This window comes from Rhizobium sp. 05N49 (genome assembly GCF_056396805.1).
Window position 1 is genome coordinate 117,120 of record NZ_JBFTME010000015.1, and the last position, 22,233, is coordinate 139,352.

Sequence of the window (22,233 nt, forward strand, 5' to 3'; positions counted from 1 at the left end):
TTATTTGACCGAACCAGCCAGCAGGCCGCTGACGAGGTACCGGTTGAGGAAGATGACGACCAGGGCAGGGATGACGATGGCGATCGATCCGCTTGCCGTGATCAGCCCGTAGTCGATGAAATTCTTGGTGACGAATTCGGGAATGAGAACCGTCAGGGGTTTCGTCGATTGCGGCGAGAAGATGAGAGGAACGAGGTATTGACCCCAGGCCCCCAGGAAAGTGAGGATAGCGGCGGCCGTCAGGCCGGGTCCGGCGAGCGGCAGCACGATGTTGAAGAAGATGAAGAGGCGGCCTGCGCCATCGAGCTGTGCAGCCTCTTCGAGTGCGATCGGAAGCTGCTCGAAGACGCTGCGCAGCAGCCAAAGGGAGAGCGGCAGATAGGCCGAGACGTAGATCAGCGACACGCCGGTATAGGTGTCGACCAGATGCATCTTAATCATGATCTGATAGAGTGGGATCAGCACTGCATAGGCAGGGATGGCGAGCGTCGCAACGACAGCGCCGAATAGAAGGTGACGCCCCGGAAAGCGCATCCTGGTGAAGGCATAGGCGCCGAGTGCAGAGATTGCGACGCAGAGAGCCGTGGCGGCGGCAGATGTGATTACGCTGTTGAGCAGCGCTGCACGGAATTGCTTCCACACCTCCACCCCGCCGATCCGGGAAATGTTGATGCCGAGCAGGCGCGAATAGTGGTCGAGCGTGAAATGCTGCGGGAAGAAATGGATCGGCCGCGTGGAGAAATCCTCCGTCGGCGTCACGGAACTTGCGAGCGTCCAATAGATCGGGCCGAGCGACCAGATCAGCAGCAAAGCAAGACCCGTCCATATCATCAGGCGATAGAGAATGGTTGGTTTCATCAGTCGAACCGTGTGTTGCGATAGACGCGGAGGACGTAGACCAGCGAAACCAGCAACGACACCAGCGTGATGACGACAGACAGCGCCATGCCGTAGGAGAAGCGAAGGTTCTGGAAGGTCTCGAGATAGATCTGCACGAGGATCGGCCGTGTTTCGAGGCTCGATCCGGCAAGCACCCAGGCCTCGTCGAAGAGGTTGAAAGCGTTGACGGTCGCATTCGTCATGGCAACGGCGAGGGCGCTGCGCACGAGCGGAAGCGTGACCAGGCTGAACATCTGCACGCGGGTCGCGCCGTCGATACGGGCAGCCTCGTAAAGATGCGCCGGAATGCTCTGCATGGCGGCCAGCACAATGACGATCGTCAGCGGCATCATGCGCCAGACATGCACGACGGTCACGGCGATGATCGCGCTCGTCCGGTCATTGAACCAGACATGGTTTTCGAAGGGCAGGCCGAGTGCGACGAGAATGCCGTTCAACAGGCCGGCACCCGGCTGATAGATCCACAACCAGATAACGGAATTGACGACGCCGGGGAGCGCCCAGGGCAGGATGACGGCCGCCAGTACCCACTGACGCCCGACCTTCACCTGGTTGATGAGTGCTGCGGCAAGCACGCCGAAGACGGTTTCCGCAACGACGGCAAGGACGACGTAGATGAGCGTATTCGTCCACGTCGTTCCAAGCTGCCCGTCCGACAGCATGCGCGTGTAGTTTTCCAGCCCGACGAAAGGGGTTCCCGCCTGCATCGGATTGACCCGATGCAGCGAGTCCCAGACCGTCCGGCCCATCGGATAGAAGACCAGAGCTGCCATCGTCACAAGGATCGGCAGTACCAGCAGCAGGCCGAGCATCGTGTCGGCGTTGAAGCCGACACTCCGCTTGGCTGCGATACCTTCGACAGTAGCTGTCGTCATTGCGCCATGGCCTGCTTGGCGGCGTCGGCGATGGCCTGCATGGCCTGGTCAACCGTCATCTGATCCTTCGCCGCGCTGTTGATCGCCGTGTTCACCGCGCTTGAGAACTGCGGATACCACGGCGGCGTTCCCTGCTGGAACAGCGGCTCGACGGTCTTCGATTGCGCAACGAGCGCGTCGCCGCTCGTCAGCTTGCCTTCCGTGTTGAGCTCGGAGAGGGCGGAAGTGCGCGTGGGCAGGAAACCGTTTGCCGCATTCTTCTTCTGGAACTCCCTGCTGGTGAACCATTTGACGAAGGCGACTGCCGCTTCCTTGTTCTGCGAGACGTTCGGAATGGCAAGCGCTTCCGGAAGGCCGAAGCTACGGGTCTGGCCGCTTTCGGTCGGCACCAGGATGGCTTCCACCTGCCCCGCGACCTTGGACTGCTTCGGGTCGTTCATCTGACCCAGGCGACCGGGTTCGCCCGAGATCATGATGCTCGTCAGCCCCTGGGCGAACATGCTCTCGTTGATCTGGCTATCTTTGAGGCCCGTCGAGGCCGGATCGACCAGACCGTCCTTCAGCAGGCTCAGTTCGAAGGCGAGCGCCTTATAGCCGGCTGAATCGGGGGTGAGGAAAAGCGGCTTGAAGTCCTTGTCGAAGAGTTCGCCGCCAAAGGCCTTGGTCAGCAGGTACCAGCTGGTGGAGGCACCCTCCGTCGCCGAGAGCGGCAGGCCGATCGGATAGGTGGAGATGCCCTTTTCCTTGATCTTCTTGGCCGCAGCGACCAACGCGTCGAGTGTTTTCGGCATTTCGGTAACGCCGGCGTCGGTGAAATGCTTCTTGTTGACGAGCATGACGCGGAAGTCGTTCGTGTAAGGCACGCCGAGCAACTGGCCGTCGACGGTGAAGATCTTGGCGACGCCGATGTCAGCGACCGTATCCTTGTCGATCACGTCGTTGAGCGGCATGTACCAGCCGGCGGCACTGAACTGCCCCGTCCACGACCAGTCGAATTCGGTAACGTCGGCCGGCGCTGTACCCGCGACCAGCGCCGTTACCAGTTTTGGACGAATGTCATCCCAGGAGAGTGTCTGGAGATCGACGTGGATGCCGGTCTCGGCTTCGAAATCGGCCGCAACCGTGGCGCCCTGCGGCGATGGCATGAGCACCGTGATCGATTGGCCGGCAAGCGGCTTGGCGTCGTCCGCCAAAGCAGGCAGGGCAATCGCAAGTGCGGCTGAGGCAAGCAAAGGCAATATGAATTTACGCATGTTCCCATCCTTCTTTATCTTTGACATTCATTGTCTTGATCGCGCGATCACAGCTTCTGCCGCAACCGCGATTTGCCCGAACCAGCGCTCGTCAAGCTGCCAGTCGAGAAGTTGGGCAGCGGCCAGAAGCGCGCCGCCAATGGGGGGAAGCACGGGCGAGACCGCCCGCCGGCCGATCCGTCGTTCGACGGCCTCGAGCAGCAGGCGGCTGGAAAAGGTCCCGCCCGCATAAGTCCAGTCGGTGCCGGTTTCACAATGGCCCGATATTGCCCAATGGTGCTTGGCGAGCTCTTGGGCCGATCTGTCGATCAGATCGATTGCTGCTTCGTCGCCTTTGCTCGCTACCCGGTCGACAAGGACGGAGAGCGCCGCAATACCCGCGCGCGGCCTTGCGAGCCCGCTGATCCAGCCACCGAGAGCGTTGACCGGATCTGACATGTCGAGCTCGAGGTGCTCGTAAACGACCTTTGCCAGCGCGGTAGGCTTGGCGCGTCCATCAAGGCTCTGGCTGACAAGGTGCAATGCCTCGCGGCCGATCCAGTAGCTGCTGCCTTCGTCGCCGATCACATCGCCCCAACCGCCGACGCGCGCGGAGGCTCCGGCGCTGTTGCGTGCCCAGGACATGGAACCGGTCCCCGACAGGACAAGTATGCCCGGGCGCCCGGCAAAGGCGCCGAGATGGGCGGCGTCGACATCGTTGAGGACCGTTCTGCGAATATCCGGGAAGGCTTCGTCGATACATCGCTTCTGGAGAGAGGAGAGGTGCGCAACTTCACCGTACGCAGGCAAGGCAGCGCCGACAGCGGCCAATCCCGGCTCACTGCGGAAGGGCTCGATATGCCGCTCCAGTTCCTGTCGCCAGTCCGGATTATCCATGGGATTGACGCCACCGCCAAGCGCGGTGCGCAGAATCCTGCCGTCTTTGTCGGCCAGAGTAACGAGCAGCTTGCTGCCGCCGCCGTCGATGCCAAGGATCAGCTCGTCGCTCATTCTTTTGCTCCGAGCTCGGCATAGGTTGCATCGACACCGAAATTGGCGAGTTCGGCGCGCCATTGGGGCGCCAGGCCCTTGTCGGTGATGAGTTTTGCCGCATTCAGCGGCGCGACCTTGTAAGTCGCCATCGTCCCGAATTTCGAGGAATCAGCGAGAACATAACCATTGGCAGAGCGGGCGAGCATGCGCCGGTTCAGACTGGCTTCCGCGCTGTCGACACTATAGATCGCCCCATCCGGGCTGATGGCACTTGCACCCAGAAAGAGCTGATCGAACCAGATCGTTTCCAGCATTGCCTCGGCCTGAGGGCCGACGAGAGAGGCATTTTCACTGCGCAGATGGCCGCCGAGAAGCACGACTTCGAGATGCGGAATGTTCAGGAATTCCTGAGCGACGATCAGGCCGTTGGTAAAGATGCGCAGCGGCATCGGATTGATGCGGATCAGCCGGGCAAGCTGAAGAACCGTCGTGCCGGCATCGAGGAAGATCGCCGTGCGCGGCAGAAGCTTTTCATAGGCCGCGTTCGCGATCGCGCGCTTGGCCGAAAGATGGCGCTTTTCACGCTCCTGGAAGGCCAGTTCGACCGAGGACCCTTCGGCGATGCGGGCCCCGCCGTGCACCCTGTCGATCGCGCCGTCCTGCTCAAGAACCTGCAGGTCGCGCCGGACTGTCGCGAGCGAAGCGCCGACCGCATCGGCCAGATCCTGAATGGTCGAAAAGCCATTCGCATAGAGATGGCTGCGGATGGCATCGAGCCGGTCAGTTTTCACGCCGCCAGTCTGATTCACGGATCGTCCCCTGCCGTTTATCGTTTATTTGCGTCAACGTTCCCACTCAATACGATCAATGTCAATCAAGATTCTGATCGTTTGTGATTTTTTTGAAGGCCGCGACGGGGATCTAAAAGGCAAACAAAAGCACGCCCTCCCGACGGATGGCGTGCTTCTTGTCGAGCAGCGTTCTGGTGGTCGCGGCTCTGACGCCTCAGTGGTATTTCGGCAGCAGATCGCCGTGTGCTTCGATCAGGTCATCAACCAGGCCCCAGATCTCATCCGGCGACAGTTCTGCCGATGTATGCGGATCAAGCAGCGCGGCCTGATAGATGCGATCGCGCTTGCCGGTCAGCGCCGCTTCCACGGTCAGTTCCTGAACCGAGACACTGAGCTTCATGACCGCGGCAAGCTGCGAAGGAATTCTGCCGATGCGGGTCGGCTGGATACCGTTCCGGTCCACATGGCAGGGCACTTCCACGATACATTCGGGCGGCAGGTTCTCGATCAGGCCATTGTTGGGAACGTTGCCGTAGATCAGTGCGGGGTTACCTGTGACGGCAGCGTTGATAATGCCTGCGGCATATTCATTGCTGCGGCAGACCTCGATCGGCTTGTCGCCTTCGAGATCGCGGCGCAGCGCATGCCATTCGGAAATCTGCCGCTCACAGCGGCTTATATATTCGTCGAGCGGGATGTTGAGCTTGTCGATGAGCTCGGGACGGCGATCCTTGATGTACCAGGACGTATATTCGGAGAAATGCTCGCTGGATTCCGTCACGAAATGGCCGAGCCGCTTCAGCACATCGAAACGCACCCGGTCGTCGTCCGGCACGCGTCCCTCGCCGGTGAGGGCCTTCAGGCGGGGATAGAGATCTTCGCGCCGGCCATCGGCATGCAGTTTCTCGTATTTCAGGAAGAAGGCGACGTGGTTGATGCCAGCCGAGATGTAGTTGATGTCTGCAATGTCTTCGCGAAGGCAGGTGGCGAGATGAGCGGCGGTATGTTGCACGCTATGGCAAAGGCCGACCGTACGTATACTGGGTGCCAGCTCCTTGATCGCCCAGCAATTGATTGCCATCGGGTTCACATATTGCATCAGCAGCGCGTCGGGGCAGACCTCTTCCATGTCGCGGCAGATCGCCTCCAGCACCGGAATGGTGCGAAGTCCGCGGAAGATCCCGCCGATGCCGAGCGTATCGGCAATGGTCTGCCGCAGCCCGTATCGCTTCGGTACGTCGAAATCCGTGGCAGTCGCAGGCTTGTAGCCGCCGACCTGCATCATCAGGATGACGAAATCCGATCCGCGCAGTGCCTCTCGACGATCGAGGGTTGCCTCGACTTTGACTTTCGTCAGGTCGAGCGCCTCGCAGATGCGTCGCGCGACGATCTCCGACGTCTTCAGCCGCTCCGGGTCGATATCAAAGAGGCTGATCACATAATCACTGCCCGAGGGTGTGGAGAGCACATCCCCCAGAATGTTCTGCGCAAAAACGGTGCTGCCCGCACCCACGAGGCAAATCTTCGGCATTTCGGTCTCCCGCAAATTAAAACCGTCATACTGGTGCCTCTTCCAAATCAGAATTTCTTCCTGTTATTGGAGGGAGTATTCCCGGATCGAAGCGCAGGAAGGACATGACGGACGATCATTTCAGCAGGAGCGGCGAGTGGGCGGGATCGCCACGGAGTTTCCTGATCGAGCGCCACACGGCTGATGCCATGAGTGCAGCTCATTGGCACGACCATGTCGAGATCAACCTGCTTCTCGATGGCGCCATGACTTATCTCTTCAATGGCCGGGCTGAGAGGGTGGAGGCCGGGCGTCTTGTCCTCTTCTGGGCGGCCATTCCCCATCAGACAATCCTGGTGACGCCGGAAGCGCCGCTCATCTGCGTCTACCTCCCGCTTGCCGATTTTCTCGCGCTCTCCATCGACAAGAGGGCGAGACAGGCAATCATGCAGGGTGCCTTCGTCGTCGAGCCCCGCCGCCGCGAGACGACGCCGGCAACCGTCTCTGCCTGGGTCGAGGAATGGGGCAGGGGCGATCCCGTCCGGCGTCAGCTGATCGCCGACGAGGCCAAGCTTAGGGTGCGCAGGCTCATCCTTGATCACGCCGATAATCGAGGCTTGTCCGTTGCAGCCGCTGCGACCCCGGTGAGCCCCGCCATCCGCCATTCAGAGGTGCTGACCGACCTGATCAACCGGCATTTTTCCGAACCGCTCAACCTGGCGGATCTTGGAAGGCGCGCCAATGTGCACCCAACCACTGCCAACCGGGCATTTCGCGATGTGCTTGGCATTTCCGTAATGGAATACCTGACACGCTATCGCCTCGCGCGAGCGATGCAGCGCCTGGCCGAGACGGAGGATTCGATCCTGGAGATCGCCCTCGACTGCGGCTTCGGCTCCAGCAGCCGGTTTTACGACATCTTCAAGCAGCGCACCGGCACGACACCGCGACAGTTCCGACTGTCGCTCGGCAAGCCGTAACGTTTGGCGAGGGGCGACCGATGTTAGGACCAAGTGCAGTCTCAGGCGCGATCCGGCTATCGAATCTTCTCGCCGGCGCGCTAGAGTCTGCAGACGATCCACGTCGAACGGATTGACGTCTATGACGAGTAACAGCAAAAACCTCGCTGGTTCCCCGGCACCTCTGGCCGTGATCGATGATTACTGCCGAAAGGTCTTCCTCGCCGCCGGCACGGACCAGGAGACGGCGGATGCAGCCACGCGGGGAATGCTGCATGGTACGCGCTATGGCATCGACAGCCATGGTGTGCGCCTGCTTCCTCATTACGTGAGGGGATTGACCGAAGGACGTCTCAATCCACGCCCGCAGATCGTGTTGGCAAACGCCTTTGGCGCCGTGGCGTCGCTCGATGCGGATAATGGCCATGGAGCGCTTGCCACCTATACGGCTATGGAGCATGCCACGCGTCTTGCCGGGGAATTCGGAATCGGCGCCGTCGCCATCCGCAATTCTTCGCATTTTGGTCCGGCGGGTGCTTATGCGGTCGATGCTGCCGATCGCGGTTTTATCGGTTTTGCTTTCTGCAATTCCGACAGCTTCGTGCGCCTGCATGATGGCGCCATGCGCTTCCACGGCACCAATCCGATCGCCTGCGCCGTGCCGGTCAGGAACAGTAACCCGTGGCTCTTCGACATGGCGACTAGTGCCGTGCCCTATAACCGCGTACAGCTCTATCGCAGCCTCAGCCGCCAACTGCCCGAAGGGGTTGCCTCCGATGAACGGGGTTATGACACGACCGATCCTGATGTCGCCGACATGCTGGCGCCGCTCGGCGGCGAATTCGGCTTCAAAGGCGCAGGGCTCGCCGGCATTCCCGAGATCCTGAGCGCCGTGCTCACTGGCATGAAGCTGAGCTTCGATATCGCGCCGATGCCCGGACCGGATTTTTCGAAGCCACGCGGTCTCGGTACTTTCGTCATCGCACTGAACCCTGCCGCTTTCCTTGATATCGATATCTTCGATGCTGCCATGAAACGCTATGTCGACACCTTGAGGGCATCGCCTGCGCGCGAAGGCTTCACGGTACTGGCGCCCGGCGATCGGGAATGGGCAGTCGCTGCCGAGCGGGAAAAACATGGCGTTACGCTGGATCCGGCTACGGTCGAGGCCTTCAGAACACTTGCCTCCACCTATCAATTGGTCAGCCCGGTGTGAGTGCATGCGTCGGATTGACGCACAACTTCCTCGATGATAGCTTGAGGTCAATTGGTCAGGCCAGTTGACCAGTTGTGCGCTTGAGGAGAAGCGCGCCGGGGAGGCCACAATGTTTTCGGCAGTTGAATCACGCCGCCTCTACAGGCAGGTGGCAGACCAGATTCGTCTGATGATCATCCGGGGCGAACTCGCAGTCGGCCAAAGGCTGCCGGCTGAGCGCGACCTTGCTGAGCAACTTTCCGTTTCGCGGCCCACGCTTCGCGAGGCGCTCATCGTGCTGGAAGTCGAGGGTTACATCAATATTCGCATGGGCTCCGGCATCTATGTCACCCGGAAGCATGTGGCCGAAGCGTCTGGCCGCGACCGTGAATCGGTCGAGGGTCCCTTTGAATTGCTGCAGGCTCGCGCGATCATCGAGTGCGCGATCTCAGAGGAAGCGGCAAGGAACGCTGGTCCACAAGACATTGCCGTTCTCGACGAAGCGCTGAGAGCGATGAGCGGCGCGGTGGAGGATGCGCGCGCCGTGCTTGTCGCCGACCGCGCCTTTCATACCGGCATTGCGGCAATCGTCGGCAACGCAACCTTGCTCCGCGTCACCGGCGAATTGTTCGACATGCGCATGACGCCGTATTTCGAGAAGCTTGCCAGCCATTTCGAAGGGCCGGTGTCATGGCGCACCGCGCTGGAAGAGCACCGAGCTGTCCGCGACGCGATCGCCGCCGGGGACAGTACAGGAGCGAAGGCCGCCATGCGCACGCATCTCACGAATTCGCAGAAGAGGTTTTCCGAGAGCTTCGGGGAGGAGTTTTCGGGCGAGGAGGGGCGCGGCCATGGGGCCGGGCCAAACAAGGGAAACGCAGGCATTTGACGAGATCTCAGGAGGAGAGACCGATGAAGCTGAAACTGACGACGATACTCTGCACCGCCGCCGCAATCATGGCGACGACGGCAATCGCACATGCGCAGACCGTGCTGAAATGGGCGCATGTCTATGAGACCTCGGAACCGTTCCATACGGATTCCGTCTGGGCCGCGGAAGAGATCAACAAGCGCACCAATGGCCGTTACAAGATCGAGGTCTATCCGGCTTCGCAGCTCGGCAAGGAAGCCGATATCAACCAGGGCCTCAAGCTCGGCACGGTCGATATCATCATTTCCGGGTCAAGCTTTGCCGCCCGTGACTACAAGCCGATCGGCGTGACCTATTTTCCTTATATTTTCCGCAACCCGGAACACCTGATTGCCTATACCAAGAGTGACGTCTTCAAGCGGCTCGCCAAGGGGTACGAGGACAAGACCGGCAACCATATCGCCGCCGTCAGTTATTACGGCACGCGCCACACGACATCCAACAAGCCGATTGCCAAATGCGCCGATATGCAGGGCCTGAAGATCCGTGTGCCTGACGTTCCCGCCTATCTCGCCATGCCGCGGGCCTGCGGCGCGAACACCACGCCAATCGCCTTTGCGGAAGTCTATCTGGCACTCCAGAACGGCACGGTCGAAGCCCAGGAAAATCCGCTGACGACGATTGAGGCCAAGAAGTTCTACGAAGTCCAGAAGAACATCGTCCTGACCGGTCACATCGTCGATCACCTGAATACGGTGATCTCGAAGACGCTGTGGTCGAGCCTTTCCGATGAAGACAAGAAGATCTTCGGCGACGTCATGCAGGAAGCTGCCGAGCGCACGACCAAGACCATCGAAGGCAAGGAAGACGGCCTGATCACTACCTTCAAGGAAAAGGGTCTGAGCGTCACCGAGGTCGACAAGGCCGACTTCGAGAAGACGGTTGCGGAAAAGGTCAAGTTTGAGGATTTCGGCTACGACAAAGCCGATTGGGAGGCGATCCGCGCGATCCAGTAAGAGCCCGAGGGCGCGTGGCAACGCTGCGCGTCCTTCTTCTCCAAACCGCAATAAGGCCGATCATGTCTCAAGAAGTCCACACGCAAGTTACCGCCGAGGAGATCGGCCAAGAGTTCGAAGGGCATGCGCCCACTGCCAACATCTCGGATTACGCCATCGAAGACTGGATCACGCTGATCGTCTTCTGGCTGATGGCCGGCTGCGTTTTCCTGCAGTTCTTCACCCGCTACGTGCTGAACAACAGCTATGCCTGGACGGAGGAAATTGCGGTCAACTGCCTGATCGGCGTCGTTTTCTTGGGCGCCGTCATGTGCGTGCGCACCTCGCGCCACATCCAGGTGGATGTCTTCTACCACTACATGCCGGCAGGCCTCGCACGGGTACTCGCAACGTTCGTCGATATCGTCCGCATCGGCTTCTTCGCCTATGGCTGCTATCTGATGTGGCGCTACGTCCAGATCGTCGCTGACGAGCAGATGGTGACTGTCGATTTGCCGCGCAACATCGTTTTCTACAGCGTGCTTGCAGCCTTCGTGCTGATGCTGATCCGGGCGGTGATCGTCTTCATCGCCAATATGCGCCGCGGCTATTCCGTTCTGGAACGCCCGGAAGAGTTCCACGCCGTCGAAGGATGACCTGATGCTGCTCTTGCTTGGCTCGTTTCTGCTCCTGATGCTGATCGGCGTGCCCGTCGCCATCTCGATGGCCGTCGCGTCCGTTCTCTATATTGTCCTTTACGGTGTCGCGCCTGACATCATCGTCGCCCAGCGAATGATCGCGGGTGTAGAAAGTTTTCCGCTTCTCGCCGTTCCCTTCTTCATCCTTGCCGGCAACCTGATGAACTCGGCTGGTGTCACCGGCCGCATCTATTCCTTCGCCGTTGCGCTTGTCGGCTGGATGAAGGGCGGTCTCGCGCAGGTCAACATCATCGGTTCGGTCATCTTTTCCGGCATGTCCGGCACGGCGCTTGCCGATGCGGCCGGTATTGGCACGATCGAAATCAAGGCCATGAAGGATCATGGATATCCGGTCGAGGCCGCGGTCGGCGTAACGGCGGCATCGGCCACGCTTGGCCCGATCTTTCCGCCGTCCTTGCCTTTCGTGATCTATGGAATGATGGCGAACGTCTCGATCGGCGCTCTTTTCATGGCCGGCATTCTGCCCGGCATCGTCATGACGCTACTGATGATGATTACCGTTGCGGCCTTCGCGTATACGAAGCGCTGGGGTTCCGACGCGCCCTTCGACGTAAAACAGCTTGTTTCCGCAGGTTTGGAGATCGTCGTCGTCCTGCTGGTACCGCTCGCGATCTACGTGATGATGCGGTCAGGGGTATCGATGAATGTTGCCGCGGGCATTGCGCTTGTCGTGCTTCTGGCGCTCGACTGGTATTTCCGCTTTTCCGCGGTCATGGCGCTCATGACGCCTGTTATCCTGATCGGCGGCATGACCATGGGGTGGTTCACGCCGACGGAAGCAGCTGTTGCGGCTGTTCTCTGGTCGCTGTTCCTCGGCCTCGTACGCTATCGCACGATGACGTTCTCGACACTTGCCAAGGCGAGCTTCGACACGATCGAGACGACGGCCTCCGTTCTCTTCATCGTCACTGCCGCTTCGGTCTTCGCATGGCTGCTGACGGTGAGCCAGGCGGCGCAGCTTCTGTCCGATGCAATCCTGTCAATCACCGACAATAAGTGGGTGTTCCTGATCCTCGTGAACCTGCTGATGCTCTTCGTCGGATGTTTCTTGGATACGATCGCCGCGATCACCATTCTCGTGCCGATCCTTCTGCCGATCGTTGCGAAGTTTGGCATCGATCCGGTGCAGTTCGGCCTCATCATGACCTTGAATCTGATGATCGGCCTGCTCCATCCGCCGCTCGGCATGGTACTGTTCGTGCTGTCTCGGGTGGCGAAACTATCCGTGGAGCGTACGACGATGGCGATCCTGCCCTGGCTTGCGCCGCTTTTCATCGCCTTGATCCTGATCACGTTCGTTCCCTCCATATCGCTCTGGCTGCCGCAGCAGCTTGGGCTTCTGAAGTAGGAGAGTGTGATGCAGACACGTCTGGCACGGCTTTATGCAAAGGGCGATCTGCGGATCGAGACCGCTCCGGTTGCCGTCCCCGGTCCGGGCGAGGTGCTTTTGAAAATGGCAGCCGCAGGCATCTGCGGCTCCGACCTGCACTATTATCAGGATGGCGGTTTCGGTCCGGTCCGGGTCCGCGAGCCGATGATACCCGGGCACGAAGCATCAGGAACGGTGGAGCTGGCAGGTGAAGGCGTCACGCTGAAAACAGGTACGCTGGTTGCGATCAATCCGAGCCAGCCCTGCGGAGCTTGCGAATATTGCAGCATCGGCATGCCGATACACTGCCTCGAGATGCGCTTCATGGGCAGTGCGATGCGCCTGCCGCATGAGCAGGGCATGTTCCGGGAATGGCTGGTGGTGCCGGAGAGGCAATGCGTTGAAGTCGGAGCTGCGACCGCGCCCGCAGAAGCGGCCTGCAGTGAGCCTCTGTCCGTCTGTCTGCACGCCGCATCGCGTGCGCCTGGCATTGCCGGCAAGAAGGTTCTGGTGACCGGCGCCGGACCGATCGGCTCGCTGATGGTCGCCGTCGCCAGCCATTTCGAGGCAAGCGAAATCGTTGTCACCGACCTCGCCGAAGCGGCGCTTGCGCGAGCGAAGGCAATGGGTGCCGGCCGCACGATCAATGTGGCCAGGGATGCAGCGTTACTTACCGAATTCCAGGCCGGAAAGGGTTATTTCGACCTCGTGTTTGAATGCTCCGCGGCTGCTCCCGCTATACATAGCGCGATTGCCTCCATCCGGCCGCGTGGCACCATCATCCAGGTCGGCGTCTCCGGCGATGTGCCGATACCTCTCAACGCGATTGTCGCCAAGGAGTTGCACATCCATGGGACGCAGCGCTTCCACGAGGAATTCGCTGTTGCCGTCGACCTGATCTCGAGGCGGAAGATCGATGTGCGGCCGATCATCAGCCACAACCTGCCGCTTGATGAGGCCGTAGCGGCCTTTGAAATTGCCGGCGATCGTTCGCTGGCCTGCAAAGTGCAACTGACGTTTCCGTCAGCCTAAACGACGGTCTCGCCGCCATCGACGACGAGGATTTGCCCCGTCATATAGGACGAGCGATCCGAAACCAGGAACAGGATCGGTTCGGCGATCTCTGAAACGTCCGCCCAGCGGCCGAGCGGCACCCTATCGGCAATATAGGATTCGATCGCGTCCCGCCCGCCCATCTGGGCGATGAACGGGTCGTTGAACGGCGTATCGACCCATCCTGGACAAAGCGCATTCACGCGAATGCCGAATTTTGCATAGTCGCCCGCCATCTGCCGGGTCATGGCGATGACCGCATGTTTGGTCGTCGTGTAGGCGATCATTTCGCGGTCATAGAGCACGCCTGATGATGAGGACGTGTTCAGGATCACGCCCTTGCCGGCTTTCTTCATGATCGGCATGACGAAACGCGCCGCCATGAAATGCGCCCGCACATTCAGGCTCCAGGACTTGTCGAAGCCTTCGACGGCGACTTGCTCCAGGTCTCCGGCGACCTGCGCGCCGGCGTGATTGTGCAGAATGTCGATCCGACCGTGACGTGCAGCAGTAGCGGTTATGCCGGCTTCAAGCGCCCTGTCGTCGGTCACATCGACCACCAGGCTTTCGGCGCTGCCCCCGGCCTCAGCAATCAGCTCGACCGTCTCTTCGGCATTCGCGAAGTTGATATCGGCAACGACGACATGGGCGCCTTCGCGCGCCATGATCTGTGCGCCGGCTCGACCGATGCCCGAGCCTGCGCCCGTAACGATTGCAACGCGATCTCTCAATATCATGGCATTTCCCCGGTCAGTTTGTCGTTGTCTTTTCGCGCATCAGGAAACGCGCGATGAAAATAAGGACGAGCGAGGCGACGAGCACCATCGTCGCGATCGCATTGATTTCAGGCGTCACGCCGCGGCGAATGGAGGCGAAGACATAGATCGGCAGCGTCGTATTCGAGCCGGCCACGAAGAAGGCGATGATGAAATCGTCAAAGGAAAAGGTGAAGGCGAGCAGAAACCCCGCCAGGATCGACGGCATGATCTGGGGTAGCACGATCTGCCGGAATGTTGTGAATGGTGTCGCGTAGAGATCGCTGGAGGCCTCGACGATATCACGTCCAAGGCTGGCGATCCGTGCTTTCACGATCATTGTCACCAGCGCCATGGTGAAGAGCCCGTGCGCGGCGATGATCGAGCCGTAACCGAGCGCGAGCTTCGGTGGCTGATCGCCCGGCCAGAGGACGGCGATGATGGGGTTGATGAAGCCGAAGACCTCGACGAGGGCAACAAGTGTCGCGATGCCGATGACGACACCCGGCACGACGATCGCCGCCGCAAAGAGCCCATCGAAGATGGCGCGCGTCCGGGCGCCGAGCCGCTCCATGCCGATGGCGGCCATGGTGCCGAAGATCGCTGCCAGCGCGGCACTGGTGACCGCGATGATCAGGCTGTTGCGCAACGCTTCCATCAGGAACGTGTTCGACAGCGCCCGGCCATACCATTGCGTCGAGAAGCCGGTGAACTCGCTGGCGTTGCGGCCCGCATTGAAGGAGAAGAGGACGACGAGCGCAATCGGCGTGTAGAGGAAGAGATAGACGGAAGTGACGAGCGCGCGCATCAGATGAGATCCACCTGTCGGGTACCGGCAACGCGCCACGCAATCCGCATGGCGACAAGCAGCACGATGACAACGACGGCAACCAGGGTTACGGCAATCGCCGATCCGAAAGGCCAGTTGCGCGACTGCAGGAAGAGATCGACAAGCGCATTGCCGATGAAGAAGACCTTGCCGCCGCCGAGAAGCTGCGGGATCAGATATTCACCAAGAAGCAGAATCGTGACCAGCGCAACGCCGGTCATCACGCCCGGAAGCGATAGCGGCAGGGTGATGCCGAAAAAGGTCGAGATCGGCTTGGCACCGAGATCGGCCGAGGCTTCGAGCAACCGGCGATCCAGTTTTTCCAGACTGACATAGATCGGCATGATCATCAGCGGCAGATATCCGTAGACAATGCCAAGCAATACGGCGCCGGGCGTATTGATCAGCCTGACATTCTCTATGCCGACGAATTCGAGCAGATGCGGAATGCCGCGCGCGCCGAGCAGGTACATCCAGGCATAGGTTCGCACCAGCAGGCTGGTCCAGAAGGGCACGACGACAAGCGAGACGAGCAGCAGCCGGCGCTGCGGGCTCGCCTTGACCGCCAGATAATAGGCGACCGGGTAGGCAACGATGAGGCAGGCAGCCGCCCCGATCGGCGCCAGGATCAGCGTGTTGATGAAGGCCGCCGAGCGCGCGCCGAGATTGGCGAACTGTTCGAAGGTGAAAGCCGCCTGATAGCCGCCTTCCGGCGCTCGTTCGCCGAAGGCAAAGACGATGATGGCGATGAAGGGCAGCACCAGGAAGACGAACAGCCAGACACTGGCCGGGCCGACGAGGGCCGCGGTGATCAGGCGCCGTTTGGTGGCGTGGGGCAGAGGCATGGCTTGGTCTTCATCCACCGGATCACGAAGCTGAACCGGCTTCCCTGCTGCAGAGCGGGAGAAGCCGGGATGCGGGAAAGACTTACGCCGACTTGAAGCGCGCCATCAGTTCGGCGCGGCCCGGATCGGTGAGTGTCACGGCGGCGCCGAATTCCAGCGGTGTTAGGGCTGCTTCGTCCGGATAGACGATCTTGTTCGACGTGACCTCCTTGGGCAGCAGCGCGATCACGCGGCTGTCGGTCGTCGGTGCGCCGTTGGCGATGTGCTCCTTCACCGCATTCTGTGGGTCCATCAGGTAGTTGAGCAATGCGTAACCCGCGGCCTTGTTGGGCGCATCCTTCGGGATCGCATAATAATCGGTCCAGATTTCACCGCCGTCGGTCCCAAGGACATAGGCAAGCTCCGGCATGTCGCGGTTGAGCTGCGCCCCGTCATTGGTCCAGCACATGGTTAGCCATGCATCGGTCGAGCGCATGGATGGCTGATAGTCGGAATTGATGGCGAAGAGATGCGGCTTCACCTTGATCAGCAGCTCTTCTGCCTTGGCAAGTTCGTCAGCCTTGATCGAATTGAAGTCGTAGCCGAGCGAGACAAGCGCGCTGCCGATCGTCGTCAGCTGATAGTCATGCACCATGGCGCGGCCATCGGCTTCGGTCTGGGCGATCTCGAAGAAGTCCTTCCAGCTGGAAAGCTTGGTCTTGATCTTGGACGTATTGACGGAGAAACCGGTCGTGCCCCAGTTCTTCGGCACGGCATAGGTCTTACCGTCGATCTGGCCTTCCTTGGTGAAGCGCGGGCTTTCGGTTGCCTGGCTGAAATTCGGGATCTTCGAGAGATCGAGTTCGTCGATCAGGCCGAGTTTGTGATGGGTCGAAATCGTATAGTTGGTCGGCACGAAGAGCGACCAGCCGGAAGCGCCGGCCTGCAGCTTGGCGAGCATTTCCTCGTTCGAGCCGAAGACGTTGACTTCGACAGCGACGCCGGTTGCTGCCTTGAAGTTTTCGAATGTTGCCGGGTCGTGATAGTTCGGCCATGTGGCGATCGACATCTGCGTTCCCAGATCTTCGGCCGCAAAGGCCGGCGTCGACAGCGCGCCCGGGAAGCGCGACAGCACGGCGGTCGCAAGACCGAGGCCGGTAATGCCGAGGAAGTGGCGGCGGCTGACGGAACCGCGCTTCAGGCGCATGAACTCGTCCATGAAGCCTTCGGCGGAGATGGGCAGATTGTCCTTATAATCCTTGCTCATGATGCTGTTCCCTTGTTTTGGTTTATGCATTCGATGCTGGAAAGACATGGATGGCGGCGGGGTCGAAACCGAGGAAAACCTCCTCGCCCGGCTCCACGAGATCGCTCTCGTTCATGCTGCGGCGGTCGGCTGTGATCAGGAAATCGCCGAGCCCCGGTACGCTGACGGCATATTCCGCAGATGAGCCGAGGAAGATGCGATGCGTCACGGTTCCCTTGAACGACGTGCCTGATGGCGCAGCCTTGAGCGTCAGATGGATTGCCTCGGGGCGCAAAGCAGCGATGACTTCGCCCGACGCGAGCTGCTTGCCGGAGGCGATCGCTGAGCCATCCGCCAGCCTGAGCGTCGTACCATCGGCTTCCATTGCCGCGGCGATGCGGTTCGTCTTGCCGACGAAATCGGCGACGAAAAGATCTGCCGGGCGGTCATAGACTTCCTGCGGGCTGCCGAGTTGACGGATACGGCCGGCACTCATGACACAGACGACATCGGCCATCGAAAGCGCCTCTTCCTGGTCGTGGGTGACGAGGACGAAGGTGATGCCGAGTTCACGCTGCAGGGTCTGCAGCTCGATCTGCATGGCCGAGCGCAGCTTCTTGTCGAGTGCCGCCAGAGGTTCGTCGAGCAGCAATACGGAAGGGCGGTTGACGATGGCTCGGGCAAGCGCCACACGCTGCTGTTGCCCACCCGACATTTCATGGATGCGCCGCGTGGCGAAGCCGCCGAGCCGGACCATTTCGAGCGCCTCGGCGACGCGCCGGTCGATCTCCTTAGTCGCGATTTTCGGGCGCATCTGCTTGAGCCCATAGGCGACGTTCTGCTCGACGTTGAAGTGGGGGAACAGCGCGTAGTGCTGGAAGACCATGTTGACCGGGCGGCGATAGGCCGGAACTCCGTTCATCTCGCGCCCGTCGATCAACACGGTGCCTTCGCTCGGCTGTTCGAAGCCGCCGATCATGCGCAGGCAGGTCGTCTTGCCGCAGCCGGACGGCCCGAGCAATGCCAGAAAGGCACCCTTCGGCACAGTAAGATTAATGTCCGTCACAGCGGTCACGGCGCCATAGTTCTTTGTGACCGAACGGAATTCGATATCGTTCGTCGAAGCGGATGCCACGTCTGTTCCCTGCGGTTGGTTTGGAATGGCAGTCTATCGCTGCCTTATTGCCACCGTCGTTAAGGAAAGAGTAAGCCTGAGCTTCCTCCACGGTATATACCCCGAGAGAGGTATTTAGGCGCACATTGTTTCGTGGAAGGTGTATATCCGCCTTCCGTGAATTTTGCGGAACAGCGGGGAGGAAGGGCTAGTGAGTATCGACCTGGAGACGCTGTTTACGGCTTTCAATGCGACGGTCGGCAAGCCAGCCATGACCGATGCCGCCTTTGGCGATACTTTCCGGCAGATGATGACAGCACTCGTGCGCTTCGACTATGTCGTCGTCTTCGCCTATCGGGCAAAAGAACGGCCGATCGATCTCTACAGCACCTTCGATCGCGACGAGCACATCGTCTTCGTCACACTCTATCAGGCAGGTCCTTATCTGCTCGACCCCTTCTATCATACCGCTCGCGAACGGCGTGAAGGTGTCTTCAGGATGCGCGAACTCGCCCCGGACAGGTTCTTCTCCAGCGAATATTACCGCACCTATTACGTCCAGACCGGACTTGCCGAGGAAATCGGCTTCTTCGTGCCTGTCGATGGCGATATTACCGTCGTGCTTTCGCTGATGCGGCGGGAACAGACCGGTGCTTTTCCACCGGCCGAGTTCACAACGCTGAGAAGGGCTGAGCCGCTCGTGGCCAGCATGGTGAAACATTATTGGTCCGGGCTCGCGCCACGCTTCGATGCCCAGCTCGCAGCAAGAGGCAAAAGCCGTCGCAAAAGCGAAATCCTCCCGCGCGCCGACACCGTCTGGCACGATCTCAACCTCACGGGCCGCGAAACGGCGATCGTTGAACTGGTGCTGCAGGGCCATTCGTCGGAATCGATCGGCCTGAAGCTCAACATCTCGACGGGAACGGTGAAGGTCCACCGCCGCAATGTCTATCGCAAGCTTGGCATCTCCTCGCAGACGCAGCTGCTCTCGCTTTACCTGAAGAATCTGAGCTRACCGGTGGCTGTACGCCCCGGGGCTGTCGTTAGGGGCGCGCCTCTGCCTCACGCAGCGAAATCAGCCGTCGTGCCGTCTCGTCCCAGAGGATGAGTTTCACGCAGCTGAGGCTGTCACGAATGTTGATGCGCCCAAGCTTCGCCAGCTCCGGATAGTCACGCAGCACTTCCGGCAACCGGTAAAACGGCACTCGGCTCGATAGGTGGTGAACATGGTGCATGCCGATATTGGCGGTGATCCATCGCAGCGGACGCGGCAGGTCATAATGCGAGGCGCCATGCATGGCGGAATAGGGGAACGTCCATTCCGGAGGCTTCGACCAGTGGGTATCTTCGAATTGGTGCTGAACATAGAACAGCCAGACACCCGCCGATCCGGCAAGCAGAACGATTGGCAGATGGACCAGCAGAAAGGGAACGATCCCGACCGCCCAGATCAGAAGAGCGACCAGTGCAGCGACGCCGGCATTCGTCGCCATCGTCGAAATCCAGGGCAGGGCGCCGGAGCGCATCATGCCGATCGGCAGTCGCTGCTTGAAAATAAAAAGATAGGCCGGGCCAATACCGAACATGACCAGCGGATGCCTGTATAGGCGATAGGCAAGTTTTCCTCGACCCGTCAGGGCGCGATATTCTTCGACCGTCAGCGTGGTGATATCACCGACACCCCTCTCATCCAGATTGCCGGCTGAGGCATGGTGTTCTGCGTGTGCACGGCGCCAATAATCGTAGGGTGTGAGTGTGAGGATGCCGATCACGCGTCCCGTCCAGTCATCCCACTGACGCCGTCCGAAGAACGAGCCGTGCCCGCAATCATGTTGCAGCATGAAGAGCCGCAACAGGAAGCCGGCGGCAGGGACGACGAGGATTAAGCCGAGCCAATAGCCGAAGTGGATCGCAACCGATGCTGCCGCCCAAAGAAGGATAAACGGAATCAGCGTCACGGCCAGTTCGTACAGGCTTCGGCCTGTATTGGGTTTTCGGTAATTCGAGAGAATCTTGAGCCAGGCTTTTTCGGCACCGGCGTCTTGGCCAGCCGTCATCGTTGCGTTCATAGTCGGTCGGCGTCTTTCTGTTGGGCAGCGCTGCGGAAGAAGTGTTCGGCATGCTGGTAGTCATTTTCTGCGCCGATCCGGTCGCCGGCCAAAGACTTCAGCTCGGCAAACTGAAGGTATTGCTTGTATCGATCCAGCAGGCGCTGCCTCGATGGTGTAGCACTTCTATTACGGTGGGCGAAATGGTGATTATTCATGATAGATCCGAACCGCGAGGATTCGCTCCTGTTGTCTGAAAATGATTGCTTGGGCGCTTTGCTCGGCGATGGTCCGCTGTCGCAGCTTGCAACTGATGCCTTGTCCTAGGAGATTGCGGCAGAGTGCGTTAGCGATCGGCGAGACGGTGTTTCCGTCGGCAGATGGGGGCGTTCTGATCTGGTCAGTGTGAGATCCACGCGCAGAAGCAATACTCCACTGCGGCTGCTACAAATCGCTGATGGGAAGGTCGCAAGCGCGTCGGCAATCGGGCAACGGAGCCTGCATCATCGAGGATACAATATCCTCGGATGTTTGGGGTATTACTGCAGCATTGTGGCTGCATCACGTCGGGGATGTCTCCAAGCTATCCGGATCGAAAGAATTATATCGCTTCCCCGCCTGCTGTTGAGCTGGCGACCGACGCAGGCTATCAGAACGGGCAACAAAGTCCCGTTCCGAGAGACGCATCTGACAATGACCCTTTCATACCTGGTTACCCATTCCGGCGGTTTCCACGCCGACGAGCTGCTTTCAAGCGTCATCCTGACCCGGCTGTTTCCTGAGGCCCGGATCATTCGCAGCCGGAATGTTGAATGGACCACACCGGCCACCGATCGCATCATCTACGACGTCGGCGGGCAATATGACCCTGCCGCGGGCATTTTCGACCACCATCAGCGTGGCGCCCCGGTGCGAGAGGACGGACGGCCCTACAGCTCCTTCGGCCTCGTGTGGAAACATTACGGGTCGGATTATCTTGCGGCGCTTGGGGTGCCCGAGGCGCATGTAGCAGCGGTGCATGCGTCCTTCGACGCCAAATTCGTGCTGCCGGTCGATCTGACCGACAATGGCGCGCTTGATCTTTCGGTTGCAGGCGAGCTGGCTGGCCTGACGCTGCCTGCGCTTCTCGAAACCCTGAAGCCCGTTTTCGATGCCAAGGACCCAGACGCCGATGACAGGGCGTTCCACGCTGCCCTTTCGATCGCCCGCAGTTTCGTTGAGGCCGCGATCGCGGCGCAGGCTGCCAAGCTTCGTGCCGAAGGCCTTGTTCTCAAAGCGATCGACGAGACAGGCGAGGGCAGGGTTCTCGAACTGCCGACGGGCATGCCCTTCCGCGCCGCGATCGTAAAGGCCAAGGCCGATCAGCTGCTCTTTGTCGTCCACCCCCGGGAAAACGACTGGTGCCTGACCGGCATTCGGCGTTCCGACGAGGGCTTCGAACTGCGCGCGGATTTGCCGGCCTCCTGGGCGGGGTTGACCGGCCACGATCTGGAATTGGTTTGCGGCGTCGAAGGAGCAACGTTCTGCCACAAAGGCCTTTTCGTTGCTGCCGCCAAGACCCGAGAGGCTGCACTCGCGATGGCGCAGATCGCTGTAGAACAGGCGCTGGCATGACGATCGTCGGGCCTAAGATTACCGCAGGCCTGTTGCTTCTGAGCCTCTCAGGCGCATGTTGCTGGCCGACCCTGGCGGCCGATCGGCAATCCGATACGTTCAAACTCCCTGAAGATGTGCGCGCCTTTATGGAGCGTCGTGACGGATGCGATCACTTTCGGGGCGAGGATTCGCCCTATGCCGAGCGGCGCGCACAGATTGACGAGGAGCTGAAGCGGCTTTGCACCGGGACCGATGCCGAGCTCGCCAGACTGAAACGCCTTTACGCCGAAAACGAAACGGTGCAGCGTTTGCTTGCCGAATATGAAGTCAACATCGAGACGGGAAATTAGTCCGGCGGC

At 60.2% G+C, this 22,233-nt stretch carries 23 protein-coding genes; 10 read left to right on the forward strand and 13 right to left on the reverse strand.

Annotated features, from left to right (window positions below; genetic code table 11):
* The 6 genes from AC1DF8_RS25990 to melA all read right to left on the reverse strand — a co-directional run bounded on the left by AC1DF8_RS25990 (position 1) and on the right by melA (position 6,322).
* Complete coding sequence (locus tag AC1DF8_RS25990; RefSeq protein WP_112542298.1) at positions 1-858, reverse strand: carbohydrate ABC transporter permease; 858 nt, start codon at positions 856-858, stop codon at positions 1-3.
* A complete protein-coding gene (locus AC1DF8_RS25995; RefSeq protein WP_112542297.1) occupies positions 858-1,775 on the reverse strand; it encodes a carbohydrate ABC transporter permease in 918 nt (305 codons plus the stop codon). The genes AC1DF8_RS25990 and AC1DF8_RS25995 overlap by 1 nt, the downstream gene beginning before the upstream one ends.
* Complete coding sequence (locus tag AC1DF8_RS26000; RefSeq protein ID WP_113146095.1) at positions 1,772-3,028, reverse strand: ABC transporter substrate-binding protein; 1,257 nt, start codon at positions 3,026-3,028, stop codon at positions 1,772-1,774. Before AC1DF8_RS26000 ends, AC1DF8_RS25995 begins: the two co-directional genes overlap by 4 nt.
* Positions 3,029-3,055: 27 nt before the next feature.
* Positions 3,056-4,018: an N-acetylglucosamine kinase gene (locus tag AC1DF8_RS26005; protein WP_478155572.1), complete on the reverse strand. Its 963-nt coding sequence runs from the start codon at positions 4,016-4,018 to the stop codon at positions 3,056-3,058.
* Positions 4,015-4,809 (reverse strand): DeoR/GlpR family DNA-binding transcription regulator, encoded by a 795-nt coding sequence (locus AC1DF8_RS26010; protein WP_112542294.1) that lies wholly within the window; start codon positions 4,807-4,809, stop codon positions 4,015-4,017. Before AC1DF8_RS26010 ends, AC1DF8_RS26005 begins: the two co-directional genes overlap by 4 nt.
* Before the next feature lie 196 nt (positions 4,810-5,005).
* Positions 5,006-6,322 (reverse strand): alpha-galactosidase, encoded by a 1,317-nt coding sequence (gene melA, locus AC1DF8_RS26015; RefSeq protein WP_478155573.1) that lies wholly within the window; start codon positions 6,320-6,322, stop codon positions 5,006-5,008.
* Between the two features lie 104 nt (positions 6,323-6,426).
* Between melA and AC1DF8_RS26020 the strand changes: the two genes are divergently transcribed.
* The 7 genes from AC1DF8_RS26020 to AC1DF8_RS26050 all read left to right on the forward strand — a co-directional run bounded on the left by AC1DF8_RS26020 (position 6,427) and on the right by AC1DF8_RS26050 (position 13,441).
* Positions 6,427-7,281 carry a helix-turn-helix domain-containing protein gene (locus AC1DF8_RS26020; RefSeq protein ID WP_478155574.1) on the forward strand — a complete coding sequence of 285 codons (855 nt, stop codon included), beginning with the start codon at positions 6,427-6,429 and terminating at the stop codon, positions 7,279-7,281.
* Positions 7,282-7,402: 121 nt separating this feature from the next.
* The gene (locus tag AC1DF8_RS26025; protein ID WP_478155575.1) at positions 7,403-8,476 is read left to right on the forward strand and encodes an Ldh family oxidoreductase; all 1,074 of its coding nucleotides are present in this window, start codon (positions 7,403-7,405) and stop codon (positions 8,474-8,476) included.
* Positions 8,477-8,585: 109 nt separating this feature from the next.
* A complete protein-coding gene (locus tag AC1DF8_RS26030) occupies positions 8,586-9,344 on the forward strand; it encodes a FadR/GntR family transcriptional regulator (protein ID WP_478155576.1) in 759 nt (252 codons plus the stop codon).
* A gap of 23 nt (positions 9,345-9,367) precedes the next feature.
* A complete protein-coding gene (locus AC1DF8_RS26035) occupies positions 9,368-10,342 on the forward strand; it encodes a sialic acid TRAP transporter substrate-binding protein SiaP (protein WP_112542290.1) in 975 nt (324 codons plus the stop codon).
* A gap of 62 nt (positions 10,343-10,404) precedes the next feature.
* Positions 10,405-10,977 carry a TRAP transporter small permease gene (locus AC1DF8_RS26040; RefSeq protein ID WP_478155577.1) on the forward strand — a complete coding sequence of 191 codons (573 nt, stop codon included), beginning with the start codon at positions 10,405-10,407 and terminating at the stop codon, positions 10,975-10,977.
* 4 nt (positions 10,978-10,981) lie between these two features.
* Positions 10,982-12,388 (forward strand): TRAP transporter large permease, encoded by a 1,407-nt coding sequence (locus AC1DF8_RS26045; RefSeq protein ID WP_112971658.1) that lies wholly within the window; start codon positions 10,982-10,984, stop codon positions 12,386-12,388.
* A gap of 9 nt (positions 12,389-12,397) precedes the next feature.
* On the forward strand, positions 12,398-13,441 hold the full coding sequence (locus AC1DF8_RS26050) for an L-idonate 5-dehydrogenase (RefSeq protein WP_478155578.1): 1,044 nt from the start codon (positions 12,398-12,400) through the stop codon (positions 13,439-13,441).
* On the opposite strand, the gene AC1DF8_RS26055 is transcribed toward AC1DF8_RS26050, so the two are convergent.
* From AC1DF8_RS26055 to AC1DF8_RS26075, 5 genes are all read right to left on the reverse strand, one after another.
* Positions 13,438-14,199: an SDR family NAD(P)-dependent oxidoreductase gene (locus tag AC1DF8_RS26055; protein ID WP_478155579.1), complete on the reverse strand. Its 762-nt coding sequence runs from the start codon at positions 14,197-14,199 to the stop codon at positions 13,438-13,440. The genes AC1DF8_RS26050 and AC1DF8_RS26055 overlap by 4 nt on opposite strands.
* Before the next feature lie 13 nt (positions 14,200-14,212).
* Positions 14,213-15,025, reverse strand: coding sequence for an ABC transporter permease (locus tag AC1DF8_RS26060; protein ID WP_183888746.1), 813 nt, complete (start codon positions 15,023-15,025; stop codon positions 14,213-14,215).
* Entirely contained in the window at positions 15,025-15,891 is an 867-nt protein-coding gene (locus AC1DF8_RS26065; protein WP_113146026.1) for an ABC transporter permease, read from the reverse strand. Before AC1DF8_RS26065 ends, AC1DF8_RS26060 begins: the two co-directional genes overlap by 1 nt.
* An 82-nt stretch (positions 15,892-15,973) precedes the next feature.
* Complete coding sequence (locus AC1DF8_RS26070) at positions 15,974-17,137, reverse strand: polyamine ABC transporter substrate-binding protein (protein ID WP_113118139.1); 1,164 nt, start codon at positions 17,135-17,137, stop codon at positions 15,974-15,976.
* 22 nt (positions 17,138-17,159) lie between these two features.
* On the reverse strand, positions 17,160-18,251 hold the full coding sequence (locus AC1DF8_RS26075) for an ABC transporter ATP-binding protein (RefSeq protein ID WP_478155580.1): 1,092 nt from the start codon (positions 18,249-18,251) through the stop codon (positions 17,160-17,162).
* 190 nt (positions 18,252-18,441) lie between these two features.
* Between AC1DF8_RS26075 and AC1DF8_RS26080 the strand changes: the two genes are divergently transcribed.
* Positions 18,442-19,245 (forward strand): LuxR family transcriptional regulator, encoded by an 804-nt coding sequence (locus AC1DF8_RS26080; protein ID WP_113014810.1) that lies wholly within the window; start codon positions 18,442-18,444, stop codon positions 19,243-19,245.
* Positions 19,246-19,273: 28 nt separating this feature from the next.
* On the opposite strand, the gene AC1DF8_RS26085 is transcribed toward AC1DF8_RS26080, so the two are convergent.
* Together AC1DF8_RS26085 and AC1DF8_RS26090 are read right to left on the reverse strand one after the other, a co-directional pair.
* Positions 19,274-20,299: a fatty acid desaturase gene (locus tag AC1DF8_RS26085; RefSeq protein ID WP_113213001.1), complete on the reverse strand. Its 1,026-nt coding sequence runs from the start codon at positions 20,297-20,299 to the stop codon at positions 19,274-19,276.
* The gene (locus tag AC1DF8_RS26090) at positions 20,296-20,496 is read right to left on the reverse strand and encodes a DUF4167 domain-containing protein (protein ID WP_112971665.1); all 201 of its coding nucleotides are present in this window, start codon (positions 20,494-20,496) and stop codon (positions 20,296-20,298) included. Before AC1DF8_RS26090 ends, AC1DF8_RS26085 begins: the two co-directional genes overlap by 4 nt.
* Positions 20,497-20,971: 475 nt before the next feature.
* Here AC1DF8_RS26090 and AC1DF8_RS26095 point away from each other — a divergent pair, with 475 nt between their 5' ends.
* Together AC1DF8_RS26095 and AC1DF8_RS26100 are read left to right on the forward strand one after the other, a co-directional pair.
* Complete coding sequence (locus tag AC1DF8_RS26095) at positions 20,972-21,892, forward strand: MYG1 family protein (protein WP_478155581.1); 921 nt, start codon at positions 20,972-20,974, stop codon at positions 21,890-21,892.
* Positions 21,889-22,224 (forward strand): hypothetical protein, encoded by a 336-nt coding sequence (locus tag AC1DF8_RS26100; RefSeq protein ID WP_112542277.1) that lies wholly within the window; start codon positions 21,889-21,891, stop codon positions 22,222-22,224. The genes AC1DF8_RS26095 and AC1DF8_RS26100 overlap by 4 nt, the downstream gene beginning before the upstream one ends.
* Positions 22,225-22,233 lie beyond the last annotated feature (9 nt).